At 64.2% G+C, this 13,310-nt stretch carries 13 protein-coding genes; 9 read left to right on the top strand and 4 right to left on the bottom strand.

Annotated elements, in window-relative coordinates; translation table 11 throughout:
* The first annotated feature begins 39 nt into the window (after positions 1-39).
* The 3 genes from AC0L58_RS04025 to AC0L58_RS04015 all read left to right on the top strand — a co-directional run bounded on the left by AC0L58_RS04025 (position 40) and on the right by AC0L58_RS04015 (position 2,873).
* Positions 40-465 (top strand): DUF4124 domain-containing protein, encoded by a 426-nt coding sequence (locus tag AC0L58_RS04025; protein WP_473686930.1) that lies wholly within the window; start codon positions 40-42, stop codon positions 463-465.
* Positions 466-654: 189 nt separating this feature from the next.
* Complete coding sequence (locus AC0L58_RS04020; protein WP_473688558.1) at positions 655-2,361, top strand: proline--tRNA ligase; 1,707 nt, start codon at positions 655-657, stop codon at positions 2,359-2,361.
* Between the two features lie 191 nt (positions 2,362-2,552).
* Complete coding sequence (locus AC0L58_RS04015) at positions 2,553-2,873, top strand: H-NS histone family protein (protein WP_473686928.1); 321 nt, start codon at positions 2,553-2,555, stop codon at positions 2,871-2,873.
* A gap of 247 nt (positions 2,874-3,120) precedes the next feature.
* Here the strand turns inward: AC0L58_RS04015 and AC0L58_RS04010 are convergent, their stop codons facing one another.
* The 3 genes from AC0L58_RS04010 to AC0L58_RS04000 are packed head-to-tail and all read right to left on the bottom strand — an operon-like array spanning position 3,121 to position 5,805.
* Positions 3,121-4,398 carry a threonine/serine exporter family protein gene (locus tag AC0L58_RS04010; protein ID WP_473686926.1) on the bottom strand — a complete coding sequence of 426 codons (1,278 nt, stop codon included), beginning with the start codon at positions 4,396-4,398 and terminating at the stop codon, positions 3,121-3,123.
* Positions 4,395-4,841 (bottom strand): NfeD family protein, encoded by a 447-nt coding sequence (locus tag AC0L58_RS04005; protein WP_473686924.1) that lies wholly within the window; start codon positions 4,839-4,841, stop codon positions 4,395-4,397. Before AC0L58_RS04005 ends, AC0L58_RS04010 begins: the two co-directional genes overlap by 4 nt.
* 19 nt (positions 4,842-4,860) lie before the next feature.
* On the bottom strand, positions 4,861-5,805 hold the full coding sequence (locus tag AC0L58_RS04000) for an SPFH domain-containing protein (RefSeq protein ID WP_473686922.1): 945 nt from the start codon (positions 5,803-5,805) through the stop codon (positions 4,861-4,863).
* 188 nt (positions 5,806-5,993) lie between these two features.
* On the opposite strand from AC0L58_RS04000, the gene phoB reads away from it, so the two are divergent.
* Both phoB and phoR read left to right on the top strand, forming a co-directional pair.
* Positions 5,994-6,698 carry a phosphate regulon transcriptional regulator PhoB gene (gene phoB, locus AC0L58_RS03995; protein ID WP_473686920.1) on the top strand — a complete coding sequence of 235 codons (705 nt, stop codon included), beginning with the start codon at positions 5,994-5,996 and terminating at the stop codon, positions 6,696-6,698.
* Between the two features lie 24 nt (positions 6,699-6,722).
* Entirely contained in the window at positions 6,723-7,973 is a 1,251-nt protein-coding gene (gene phoR, locus AC0L58_RS03990; RefSeq protein WP_473686918.1) for a phosphate regulon sensor histidine kinase PhoR, read from the top strand.
* A gap of 24 nt (positions 7,974-7,997) precedes the next feature.
* Here the strand turns inward: phoR and AC0L58_RS03985 are convergent, their stop codons facing one another.
* On the bottom strand, positions 7,998-9,227 hold the full coding sequence (locus AC0L58_RS03985) for a porin (RefSeq protein WP_473686916.1): 1,230 nt from the start codon (positions 9,225-9,227) through the stop codon (positions 7,998-8,000).
* A gap of 159 nt (positions 9,228-9,386) precedes the next feature.
* On the opposite strand from AC0L58_RS03985, the gene pstS reads away from it, so the two are divergent.
* From pstS to pstB, 4 genes are read left to right on the top strand one after another with little or no spacing between them, the layout of a single operon-like run.
* The gene (gene pstS, locus AC0L58_RS03980; protein ID WP_473686914.1) at positions 9,387-10,451 is read left to right on the top strand and encodes a phosphate ABC transporter substrate-binding protein PstS; all 1,065 of its coding nucleotides are present in this window, start codon (positions 9,387-9,389) and stop codon (positions 10,449-10,451) included.
* 48 nt (positions 10,452-10,499) lie between these two features.
* Positions 10,500-11,519, top strand: coding sequence for a phosphate ABC transporter permease subunit PstC (pstC, locus tag AC0L58_RS03975; protein WP_473688557.1), 1,020 nt, complete (start codon positions 10,500-10,502; stop codon positions 11,517-11,519).
* A complete protein-coding gene (gene pstA / locus AC0L58_RS03970; protein ID WP_473686912.1) occupies positions 11,516-12,382 on the top strand; it encodes a phosphate ABC transporter permease PstA in 867 nt (288 codons plus the stop codon). Before pstC ends, pstA begins: the two co-directional genes overlap by 4 nt.
* Complete coding sequence (gene pstB, locus AC0L58_RS03965; protein ID WP_473686910.1) at positions 12,375-13,190, top strand: phosphate ABC transporter ATP-binding protein PstB; 816 nt, start codon at positions 12,375-12,377, stop codon at positions 13,188-13,190. The genes pstA and pstB overlap by 8 nt, the downstream gene beginning before the upstream one ends.
* Positions 13,191-13,310 lie beyond the last annotated feature (120 nt).

Genomic DNA, 13,310 nt, shown 5'->3' with positions numbered 1-13,310 from the left:
CAAGAGACGCCTACTTTTCCCTGATTTGGAGAATCACCCATGCACCGTCTGCTGATTGCCGTGGCACTGTTGCTGCTGGCCCCGTTGGCCACTGCCCAGGTCTACAAATGGACCGATGCCAGCGGCACCGTGCATTACTCCGAAGCGCCACCGGCACAGGGCACCAAGTACAGCAAGGTCACCACGACCGGCACGGTGGAGCCGCTGTCCAAACCCGCCTCCCGCGCGAATCCGGAAGACAGCAATGAAGGCAGCCGCGAGCCCACGCCCAAGACCGTCGCCGATACGCCGGAGAACCGCAAATCGCTTTGCGCCTCGCTGAAATCCAACCTCGCCACACTGCAAGGCAGTGGCCCGGTGGTGATGGAGAAGGATGGCAAGACCAATGCGCTGAATGCGGAGCAACGCAAGCAGCAGATCGATACCGCCCAGGCCCAGTACAACCAGTATTGCCAAGGCACCTGATCGCCCCCGGGGACGCCCCGATCACTTCAGCACGGGCGGCCGGCCCGCCTTCGCCGGTGCGCCGCCAGCGGCGCGCGGACAACGCCGGTGTTGCCTACCTCCAATCGGCCAGAGCCTCCTGCTGCACTCCGGCGGCCGTGGCAGACCGCTACAATAGACGCTTTAACTCAATACGCCGGAATTGCACGCATGCGCCTCAGCCAATTTCACCTGGCCACCGTCAAGGAAGTGCCCGCCGACGCCGAAATCGCCAGCCATCGTCTGATGCTGCGCGCCGGCATGATCCGCCGGTTGGCTTCGGGCCTGTACACCTGGAGTCCGCTCGGCCTGCGCGTGCTGCGCAAGGTCGAGCGTATCGTGCGCGAGGAGATGGATCGCGCCGGTGCGATCGAGCTGCTGATGCCGTCGATCCAGCCGCGGGAGCTGTGGCAGGAAACCGGTCGCTGGGAGAAATTCGGCGGCCAGTTGCTGAAGATCAAGGATCGCAAGCAGCAGGAGTTCTGCTACGGCCCGACGCACGAAGAGGTGATTACCGATTTCGCCCGCAACGAGCTGAAAAGCTACAAGCAGCTGCCGGTCAACTTCTACCAGATCCAGACCAAGTTCCGCGACGAGATCCGCCCGCGGTTCGGCGTGATGCGCGCACGCGAATTCCTGATGAAGGACGCTTATTCGTTTCACCTGTCGCAGGAATCGCTCGCCGAAACCTATGCCGCGATGTACCAGGCTTATGTGCGCATTTTCACCCGGCTTGGCCTGACCTTCCGCGCGGTGCAGGCCGACACCGGTGCCATTGGCGGCAACGCCAGCCATGAATTCCAGGTGCTGGCGGATTCGGGCGAGGACGCCATTGCCTTTTCCGATGGCTCCGACTACGCCGCAAACATCGAGAAAGCCGAGGCACTGGCACCGAGCAACGCGCGCCCCGCCCCCTCCGCCGACCTGCAGCGCGTCGATACCCCCACCCAGAAAACCATCAATGACGTTGCGGGTTTCCTCAAGGTGTCGCCGCAGCAATGCATCAAGACCCTGCTGGTACGGGGCAACGATGGCCTGGTGGCGCTTTGCCTGCGTGGCGACCATGAAATCAATGAGGTGAAAGCCGGCAAGCTGGCCGAGCTTCCTGGCATCTCCGTGCTGGCCAGCGAAGAGGAGATCCTCGCCGCCTGCGGCACCCGTCCCGGCTTCATCGGCCCGGTCGGCCTGCCCGATTCGGTTCCCGTCATCGTCGATCGCGATGCCGCGCTGCTGGCGGACTTCGTTTGCGGCGGCAATGCCGATGGCACGCACTACATCGGCGCGAACTGGGAGCGTGATGCCCGGATCAGTCGCATCGTCGACCTGCGCAACGTGGTCGAGGGCGATGCCTCGCCCGACGGCAAGGGCATCCTGCACATGGCACGCGGCATCGAGGTCGGCCACGTTTTCCAGCTTGGCCAGAAATACGCCGAGGCACTGAACGCCACCGTGATCGACGAGGAAGGCAAGGCCAAGGTGATGACCATGGGCTGCTACGGCGTGGGGGTCAGCCGCATCGTCGCCGCCGCCATCGAGCAGCGCCACGACGATGCCGGCATCATCTGGCCCGAGGCGATGGCCCCGTGGCGGGTGGCGGTGTGCGTGATCAATCCGAAGAATGCGTCCGCCGCCGTCAATGAAGCTGCCGAAACCCTCTACCAGGCACTGAATCAGCGCGGCATCGAAACCCTGCTGGACGACCGCGGCTTGCGTCCCGGCAGCATGTTTGCCGACATGGAATTGATCGGCATTCCGCACCGCGTCGTGGTGAGCGAGCGCGGATTGACCGCCGGCACGCTCGAATATCGCGCGCGGGAAGAGAGTGAAAACCGCACGGTCAGTCAGGACGAGTTGTTTGCATTGCTGGAAACACCCTGATTTATTCAACGCAGTCGTTCCTGCCTCGTTTGATAATCGCCGCGAAGATGAACCCGCGCGTACGGTAAACGGCGGTTTGCTTTACAATGATTTGACACGCGACGATAATCCGGCGTGTATCGGCGTACAGCGTGCCGGTATCGCCTCGATAATCGTCATCCCGCATTAATCAATCATTCCCGGAGTTTCGCATGGCCGTCGATATCAAGTCGCTCAACCACAACCAGCTCAATGACCTGATTGCCAAGGCACAGCAGCGCCAGGACGAAATGCGCAAGGAAAAGGTCGTCAAGCTGCGTCAAAAGATCAACAGCCTGATCAAGGCCGAGGGGTATACCTTCGAAGACATCTTCGGCACGGCGCGCAAGGCAAAACGCAGCGGCGGCAAGGTTGCACCGAAGTACCGCAATCCCGCCAACCCGGCGCAGACCTGGTCTGGTCGCGGCAAGCGTCCGCACTGGTTCAACGACGCGCTGAAGGCCGGCAAGAAGGAAAAGGATCTGGCGATCTGATTTTTCCCGCCATCGCTTGATGAAAACGCCGGCTTCGAGCCGGCGTTTTTGTGCGTATTGGGCATGGCGCATCGACATGCTGACAAGGGCCGGCGGGCAGAGCCCGCCCTACGCCATAACGATGCGAGAATTGAGGAATATCCGCGACACGAGACTGCAGGGCGGGCTCTGCCCGCCGGCCTTTATCCCAACGTCGATACCGATCAAGGAACAATCCTCGGAGAAGCGCCCCAAGGCGTCACATGTTCTACAACGACCGCCGGGGCGACACCAGCAGTTCACCGAACATCAGCCCCGCCACCAGCGACACCAGCAAGGTCAGCAACAACAGCGCGGTGTCCATGCCCAGATCAGTGTTGCGATCGAGCAGAAACGACATGCTCTGGAATCCGACGCTGCCGGGCACCAGCAGGATGATGCCGGGTTCGCGGATCACCGCACCAGGGCGATGCGCATAGCGTGCGTAGGCGTTCGCCATCGAGCTCAGCAGGAAGCCGCCGATGAATACACCGAAGGCGGCACCCGGCACCTTGCCCGAGATCTGCCCTCCCCAGCGCGTGGCCAGGTAGCCGACCACGACGGCGAACATCACCACCAGCCAGTCGCGCCGCGCGGCGCGGAACAGGATGGCGAAGCCGAACGCGCCAAGCAGCAGGACCGGGGCGTCCAGCCAGGCCGGCAGGGGCGGCAGCACGTAGTCCCGCGAGTGGATACCTGCAGCGGCGCACAGTTGCGTGGCAGCCACGGTACCGAAAGTCAGTTTGAGCATGGTGGTTACCGCACCACCCATCCTCGCCACGCCGGAGACCAGATGCTGGCTGGAAAGCTCGCGCACCGCGGTGGTCAGCGACATGCCCGGCACCAGCACGATCAGGCCGGCCAGCACTACCGCCTTGATCGCCAGAGGCACAATGAACGCGCTCACCAGGATGGCAATGAACGTTGCCGCCATCGCGCTGAGTGCCTCGCTGGCGATGGCCAGCCGCGGACGGCGTGCCGCCAGCACCGTGATGCTGCCGATGACCAGGCCGATGAAGCCCGCCGTGACCAGGTCGGGCCAGGAGCTGTGCAGGAACAAGGCCACGATGCTGGCCGCGGACAGGCCGTAGCTGGCGATCACCGCCGCCTGCGAAAGTCGGCTTTCCGGTCGGCTCAACTCGCGCAGTCGATGAAACCCTTCGCGCAGATCGAGGTCGCCGGTGATCACCTGGTCGGCGATCTCGTCAGCCTCGCACAGCCGCATCAGGTTCACGTCACCCGGCGCCAGCCGCATCACCTGGGTGCTCTGCGCCACGCCCTCTTCGCCCTGGGCCAGGTCGGCGAAGGAAATGATGATGGCGGTGGGACTGGACCACACGTCGGCCGCCAGACCCATCCGCTGCGCCGCGCCGGCGATCGCAATCTCCAGTCGCGGCGCGGTGGTGCCGTACTGGTGCAACCGGCGCGCCAGTTCAAGCAGGAACGCGATGCGCGTGTTGAGCGCAGCGGTGGCGAACAGCGGCGACATGGCCTCGCCCGGACTCATGCGGTCGCGCGTACCTTCAGCGTGCCGCCGTCGACGGCTATCACTTCCACCGTGCTGCCGACCGGCAGATCCGGCCCGCTGACCAGCCACTGGCCATCGCCCACGCGGGCCTTGCCGCGCCCGTTGACGATGGCCTCGATCAACTCGTAGCGCTGGCCGATCATCTGCTCGGCGCGACGATTCAGGCGCTCGCCGCCCGGGGCGCGCCGCTCCAGTTTCGGCCGCAGCCAGCGCGCGTAGGCAACACAGAAGGCAAATGCCAGCACGCCGAACACGATCGCCTGCGCCAGCAGGCCCATCGACGGCACGATCCACAGCAACACGCCCATCGCCGCGGCGGCGAGGCCTATCCACAACAGGAAATAGCCCGGCACCAGCAATTCGCTGGCAATCAACAGCAGGGCCAGAATCCACCACAGGTAATGCGCAGCCAGTTGCCACATGGTTGAAGGCTCCCGGTGATCAGCGCAGCGGCGGCTGGGCCGCCATGGATGTCTTTTGCTGACCCAGCGACTCCTTCGCCAGCTCGGCAATGCCGGCCATCGCACCGATCACGCCGGTGGCCTCGATCGGCAGCAGCAGCATTTTCTGGTTGGGCGAGTGGGCCATTTCCTTCAGCGCCTCGATGTAGTTGTTGGCGACAAAGTAGTTCAGCGCGTTGACGTTGCCGCTGGCAATCGCCTCGGAAACCATGGTGGTGGCCTTGGCCTCCGCCTCGGCAGTGCGCTCGCGCGCCTCGGCAGCCCGGAACGCGGCCTCCTTCTCGCCTTCAGCGGACAGGATCGCCGACTGCTTCTCGCCCTCGGCCTTGAGGATCGCGGCCTGGCGGAAGCCTTCGGCGTCCAGGATGTTCGCGCGCTTCTCGCGCTCGGCCTTCATCTGCCGCGCCATCGCGTCGATCAGGTCGCGCGGTGGCGCGATGTCCTTGATCTCGATCCGGTTGACCTTGACGCCCCACGGATGGGTCGCCTCGTCCACCACGCGCAGCAGCCGTGCGTTGATCTCGTCGCGCTTGCTCAGGCTTTCGTCCAGATCCATCGAGCCCAGCACGGTACGGATATTGGTCATCACCAGCGCCAGCGACGCCTGCTCCAGGTTCGCCACTTCATAGGCCGCCTTGGACGCGTCCAGCACCTGGTAGAACACCACGCCGTCGACACGCACCACGGCGTTGTCCTTGGTGATCACGTCCTGCGAGGGCACGTCGAGCACCTGTTCCATCATGTTCATCTTGTGCCCGATCGCCTGATAGATCGGAATCAGGAAATGCAGGCCGGGGCTCAACGTGCCGGTGTACTTGCCGAACGTCTCCACCGTCCACTCGAAACCCTGCGGCACGATGCGTACCAGCTTGACGATCGCCACCACCACCAGAAAAACGATGACCAGTGCAAGAATCTGTCCCATGTCTCCACCCCTTTCCCTGTAAGAAGCCTGCAGTATAGGCGAGTGCGCGGCTGTCGAGCAGCGGATTCCCGCGGCACGGCCCCTCGGCCGGATCATGCGCAGCGCCGCATGAGCATTGCTCCGCCCATGCGGTCATCGTCGCGTAACATGGTCATGCTGCAATAACGTGCGTAAACATCGGGCGACACATGCAAAAGCGCATCCTGATCATCGAAGACGAGGCTCCGATCCGCGACATGGTGGCGTTCGCGCTGCGCAGGGCGGACATGCTGCCGGTGGTCGCCGGCGACGCCGCCGCGGCTCAGCTGGCGATTGCCGAGGCGATGCCTGACCTGATCCTGCTCGACTGGATGCTGCCGGGCATCAGTGGCATGGATCTGGCCCGGCGCCTGCGTCGCGACAAACTGACCCGCGAGCTGCCGATCATCATGCTCACGGCGCGCGGCGAGGAAACCGACCGGGTTGCCGGCCTCGAGGCCGGCGTCGACGATTACGTGGTCAAGCCGTTTTCCACGCGCGAGCTGGTGGCACGGATCAAGGCGGTGCTGCGTCGCAGTCAGGGCGAAGACAGCTCCGGTGTGATCGAGCTCGGCGGTCTGCGCCTGGACGGCCTGGCGCACCGCCTGTTTGTCGGCGACGAGCAGGTGCACCTGGGGCCGACGGAGTACCGGCTGCTGCACTTCTTCATGACCCACGCCGAACGCGCGTACTCCCGCGCGCAGTTGCTCGACCATGTCTGGGGCGGCAGCGTGTACGTCGAGGAGCGCACCGTCGACGTGCATATCCGGCGCCTGCGCAAGGCACTGCAGGTCTGGAGCCTGGACAGCCTGATCCAGACCGTGCGCGGCACCGGTTATCGGTTTTCCGCCCAACCTGCGGCCACCCGGCCGTAGCGGCGAAGCCGTCGCATGCACAGCATGAACCCTCGAATTCCCGCATGGCCGGCGATCGTCCTGTGCCTCGTTCTGGCGCTGTCAGCCTCCATCGCGGCACTGCGCGGGCAGATGTGGTGGGCCTTCGGGATGGCGCTCGGCGGCCAGGTCGTCGTGCTGGCGTGGCTGGTCTTCGGGTCGAGAGCAAGGCGCCACGGCGCACACGACGCATGGCTGCGCTCGCGCACCCGGCGCGCGCGCCAGCATCGTCTGCTGGCGCAGCTGCGCGATGTCCGTGACGCCACGGGCTCCTTGCCGGATGCCGTGGTGCTGCTCGATCACCGGGGCAAGGTGCGCTGGCACAACGCGGCGGCCACCCGTCTGCTGGGCTTGCACCCGCGGCATACCGACGCGCCGCTGGCCGAACGACTGGTGGGTACCGAACTCGGCGCCTGGCTGCTCACCGACACCCGCCAGCCAGCCACCGACATGCCCGCGCCGGCCGATGCCTCGCTGCGCCTCGGTGTGACCATCATGCGGTTCGGAACCCATCTGCGCCTGCTGCTGGCCCGCGACATCAGCATGCTCAGTCGACTGGAACAGGTACGACGTGATTTCGTGGCCAACGTATCCCACGAGTTGCGCACGCCGCTGACGGTCATCCACGGTTATCTGGAGGCACTCGATCCGTCGGATATGCCGGAACTGGCGCCGGTACTCGGGGAAATGCGCCTGCAGTCGCGGCGGATGGGGCAGATCGTCGAGGATTTGCTGACCCTGTCGCGGCTGGAAACACGCGAGGCGCTTCCCGACGAAGAGGTGGACATGCCGCGACTGCTGGAGACCTTGCGGCGCGAGGCCGAAGCGCTGAGCCAGGGCCGCCACGTCATCACCGTCGATGCGGCCACCCGGGCCAACCTGCGTGGCTCGATCCACGACCTGCACAGCGCCTTCTCCAACCTGGTCAGCAACGCGGTCCGTTACACACCCGGCGGCGGCGAGATCGTCATCGGCTGGCGGCAGCGCGCAGACGGTGGCGCCGCCTTCTCGGTGCGCGACAGCGGGCTGGGCATTTCCGCTGAACATCTCAACCGTCTCACCGAGCGCTTCTACCGCGTATCGTCCAGTCGCTCGCGTGAGTCCGGCGGCACCGGCCTGGGGCTTTCGATCGTCAAACACATACTCAACCTGCACCAGGCACGCCTGGTGGTGGAAAGTGAGCCGGGACGCGGCTCGACGTTCTCCTGCCTGCTGGAGGCCTCGCGCGTATTGCCGCCCGGTGATGCGGTCCAGTGATATCGCGTTGGCTTGCGACCGTGGTCAGAACTTGACCTCGCCGAACAGGCCCACTTCGTCGGTTTTCACGTTTTGCACGTGCGGAAGGATCGGGGCCGTCACCGATCGGTCGCGCTTCTCGTGCTTGTACACGGCGGCGAGTTTGAAGCCCCGCGTAACCTGGTACTCGAGACCGAAGTTGTAATAGACGTCCGTGGCCTCCGGGTCGAGATGTTTGCTCAGCCGCGCGTGGTCGTAGCGCGCAAACAAGGCGAAATCGTCGGCCAGCTTCGCGCTGCTCCAGAACGAGTAGCCATCGGCCTTGTCGGTCAGCGGGCTCAGCACGTTGTTCCAGTTTCTGGCGGTGAAGTACTCGCCACCGAGGCGGAATTTCTCCCCGGCGTAGGCCACCAGCACATCGCCGCGCCGCGCCGTGTGGATGGCGTCGACACTCTGCGTTTCCTGTCCGCGATGACCGCTGTAGCCGCCCACGGCAATCACCATGTTCTCGAACGGCACGAAGCCGACCCGGCCCTCGACATCCATGCCCCTGCTTCGGCCCGGATTCTTGTAGCCGTTGCCGTTGACGACCGACACCGCATAGTTGAGGGATTTGCGCGCACCGATGTCGCCACCCAGGTGCAGGCCCCAGTCGGCCGAATTGGCGTACTTCAGGCGATCGGTGATCGAGTTTTCGACATAGCGAAAGCCGTAGTAGTGATCGACGAAGCCGATCCACGGCATGTCCGCCGAACCGGCACGAAACACCAGCGCCTGATCGAACCTGCCCTGCACATAGGCCTTCTTCACGAACAGGTTGGTCTGGCCGTCGTGGCTGACGTAGTTGAAATCGGTGGTGAGGTTGGCCGACCAGATGTCGTTGAACTCGTGGTCGATACCAAGATAGAAGCGCTTCACATCGAGGCCGATGCCCGACTTGTCGGTCTTGCCGGTATCGCTGTTGCGCTGGCTGATGTGGCTGAAATCGGCGTACATCTTGCCGGAGACCGATGTGTCGTCCACGATCTTTTCCAACCGGGCAAGGCGATCATCGTCGGCCGCCGCGACCCTGTGGCCGGCCGTGGGCGTTGCCTTGTCGCGCTGCTCCAGCATGTCGACCTGCGCCTGCAGCCGCGCCAGCTGTGCCTTCAACTGGGCCAGCTCGCCGCTGCTGGCCGATGCTGTCGTCTGATCCCCTGTCGGCGCGGCATGTACACCGAAGCTGCCTGTCCCCAGGGCAGCAACAACGGCGGCCACGAGCAATCTGGAACGCATGTGATTCTCCACGGTTGGGTTGTCTGAACGAACAGCGGCAGCTTGCCTGCGCCGGTTTACCGTTCCGTGCGAACACGATGACAGATTGATGACAGTTTTCGACCACTGTCATCTGCCTGAAACATTCCCCTCATTCCATTGCAACACGAAAGCCTTCCAATGGCGGTGTCATTTCAGCGACCCAGCCTAGGAGCCATCGTGTCGATCTCATCCAGAACCATCGCCGCAACCGCCCTGCTCGCCGTGACCTGCTCGCTCGGCGTAACCGCCCACGCCACCAGCATCACCGGCGCAGGGTCGAGCTTCGTCTATCCCGTGATGTCGAAATGGGCAGCCGCCTTCGCTGAAAAAACCGGCAACCGCCTCAACTACCAATCGGTCGGCTCGGGTGCGGGCATCGCCCAGATCAAGGCCGGCACCATCGATTTCGGTGCCTCCGACGCCCCGCTGAGTCCGCAGGAACTTGAGAAATCGGGCCTGGGCCAGTTCCCGCTGGTGGTCGGCGGCATCGTGCCGGTGGTCAACCTCGCCGGCATCCAGTCCGATCAGCTCACCCTCGACGGCCCGACGCTGGCTGCCATCTTCATGGGCAGGATCACCCGTTGGAACGACCCGAAGATTGCAGCGCTCAACGGCAACCTGGACTTGCCGGCGGGCCAGATCACCGTCGTCCATCGCTCCGATGGTTCGGGCACCAGCTACAACTTCACCAATTACCTGTCCAAGGTCAGTCCCGCATGGGCCGCGCAGGTGAAGTTCGGTACCGCCGTCGACTGGCCCACGGGCGTGGGTGGCAAGGGCAACGAAGGCGTGTCTCAGTACGTCAAGCAGATCAAGGGATCCATCGGCTACGTGGAATACGCCTACGCGCTGAAAAACAAGATCAGCTGGATCGACCTGAAGAACGCCAGCGGCAAGGTAATCAAACCCGGCGCCGAAGCGTTTGCCGCTGCCGCGGCCACCGCCGACTGGTCGCAGGCGCAGGACTTCAACCTGGTGATGACCAACGCGCCTGGCAGCGAGGCGTGGCCGATCACCGCCACCACGTGGGTGATCATGTACAAGCAGCCGCGCAACCCCGAGCGCAGCGCCGTCGCTCTCGATTTTTTCCGATGGGCCTTTGCGCATGGCCAGGCCGACGCCGCCTCGCTCGACTACGTGCCGCTGCCGGCCAACCTGACCAATCAGATCGAGGCGTACTGGACCGCCGAGTTCAAGCGGTAAGCGCTCCCGCACCGTCAACGATCACACCGACAGGGTATTTCCGTGGCCATTCCAGCCATCAGCATCCACTCCAGCACAGACGTGCTGGAACGGCGCAGTCGCCGTGACGCGCGTCATGACCGGCATTTCGGCTGGCTGCTCAAGGCATGTGCATTGCTGGTGCTGGCCTCGCTGCTCGGTGCTGCCGGCGCCACCTTGTGGGGAGGTCGCGAAGCCTTCGCCACGTTCGGCTGGCACTTCCTGGTCAGCGCGGAGTGGGATCCGGGCAACAATGTCTTCGGTGCCCTGGTGCCGGTCTACGGCACCCTGGTCACCTCGTTCATCGCCCTGCTCATCGCCGTGCCGATCAGTTTCGGGATTGCGCTGTATCTGTCCGAAGTCGCGCCAGCGTGGTTGCGCACGCCGGTCGCGGCGGCGATCGAGTTGCTGGCAGGGATTCCCTCGATCATCTACGGCATGTGGGGCCTGTTCATTTTCGCGCCGTTCTTCGCGACCCATATCAAACCCTGGCTGACCAACTATCTGGGCAACGATCCGGACGACGGCAAGCTTTCCTGGGTGGCGCAGCACGTGCCCTTCGTCGGTGAGCTGTTCGGCACCAGCTACCCGTTTGGCGCCAGCGTACTGACGGCCGGCATCGTGCTGGCAGTCATGATCATCCCGTTCATCACCTCGGTGATGCGCGAGGTATTCCTGACCGTGCCGGCGCGGCTGAAGGAGTCGGCCTACGCGCTGGGCTCGACCACGTGGGAAGTCTCCTGGGACATCGTGCTGCCCTACACCCGTTCGGCGGTGATCGGCGGCATCTTCCTGGGGCTGGGGCGGGCACTGGGCGAAACCATGGCCGTGACCTTCGTGCTCGGCAACGCGATGAACCTGTCGGCCTCGCTGCTCGATCCGGGTGCCTCGATCGCCTCGACCATCGCCAATCAGTTCGGGGAAGCCGTGGGTCTGCAGATGTCCACGCTGATGGCGCTGGCCTTCCTGCTGTTCGTGGTCACCTTCATCGTGCTGCTGATCGCACGGCTGATGCTGGGTCGGCTGGCCCGGCGCGAGGGCACACGATGAGCGCGCGCTACCTGCGCCGACGCATCAGCAACGGCATCGCGATGGTGCTGAGCGTGACCGCCACGCTGATCGGGCTGGGCTTCCTGGGCTGGATACTGTGGGAGACCCTGCGCCAGGGCATCAGCGCGCTCAACCTGAAACTGTTCACCACGATTACCGCCCATGGCGCTGACGGCGGCTTGTCCAACGCCATCGTGGGCAGCCTGGTCATCGACCTGATCGGTATCGTCATCGCCACGCCGATCGGCGTGCTGGCGGGCACCTGGCTGGCCGAGTATGCCAACCGCACGCGGCTGGGCGAGACGATCCGTTTCCTCAACGACATCCTGCTCTCGGCGCCGTCGATCGTGATGGGCTTGTTCGTCTACGCCATCATCGTGCTGCCAAGTACCGCATTGAGCGATGGCGCAACCACGTTCTCCGGCCTTGCCGGCGGCGTGGCCCTCGCGCTGATTGCGCTGCCCGTGATCGTGCGCACTACCGACGAGATGTTGCGGCTGGTGCCTTCCACCCTGCGCGAAGCCGCGCTGTCACTGGGCGTGCCGCAGTGGAAGCTGACCACGCAGATCCTGATCCGCTCCGCCCGCTCCGGCATCGTCACCGGCGTGCTGCTGGCGCTGGCGCGGATCAGCGGCGAAACCGCGCCGCTGCTGTTCACCGCGTTCGGCAACAACTTCATGACCTTCAACCCGCTGGACAAGATGTCCAGCCTGCCGCAGATCATCTATCAGTACGCCAACGACCCCGGCGCCGACATGCATGCCCTGGCGTGGGCCGGCGCGTTCGTGGTGACGATGTTCGTGTTGCTGCTCAGCCTCGTTTCCCGCCTGATCTTCTCTCGTACCAGGGTGTCCCATGACTGAGACCGCCATCGCCGACAGGCCCGCACAGATTGCCGGTTCGATCCAACCGTCCGCGCCACCCAAGCTCACGGTGAGCGACCTGCACTTCCATTACCACGGCTTCCGGGCGCTGAAAGGGATCAGCATGAACATCCCGGAGCATCGGGTAACCGCCATCATCGGCCCGTCCGGCTGCGGCAAGTCCACCCTGCTGCGGGTGTTCAACCGTATCTACGCCATCTATCCCGGACTTCAAGCCACCGGCGAGATACGCATGGGCGGCGAGAACATCCTGGACTCCCGCTATTCGATGAACCGGCTGCGCAGCAAGATCGGCATGGTGTTCCAGAAGCCGGTGCCTTTCCCGATGACCATTTTCGAGAACGTCGCTTACGGCATCCGCCACCATCAGAAACTATCGAAGATGGACATGGCCGAACGGGTGGAAGAAGCACTGCGCAGCGCCGCGCTGTGGGACGAGGTCAAGGACAAGCTGAAGCAGAATGCGCTGAGCCTGTCCGGCGGCCAGCAGCAACGGCTGTGCATTGCCCGCGCGATTGCCCTCAAGCCCGAGGTGTTGTTGCTCGACGAGCCGACCTCCGCCCTCGATCCGATCGCCACCGGCCGCATCGAACAACTGGTGGAAGAACTGAAGAGTCGGTTCACCATCGTCATGGTCACCCACAACATGCAGCAGGCCGCGCGCTGTTCCGACCAGACTGCGTTGATGTACCTGGGCGAGTTGGTCGAATTCGACCAGACCGAAAAAATCTTCACCAAGCCGGACAAGAAGCAGACCGAGGATTACATCACCGGGCGGTTTGGGTGACATTCGCCTCACCGGGCAAGAGCCGGCGGGCAGAGCCCGCCCTACGGCGCGGCGATCGTAGGGCGGGCTCTGCCCGCCGGCTCTTGCCAGGTGAAAGATCCGACCGTCACGCGTACCAAC

Source organism: Rhodanobacter sp. G2-10 (genome assembly GCF_055809185.1).
Note: the sequence above shows the minus strand (reverse complement) of the source record. Positions and strands in the feature narration are given on the sequence as shown.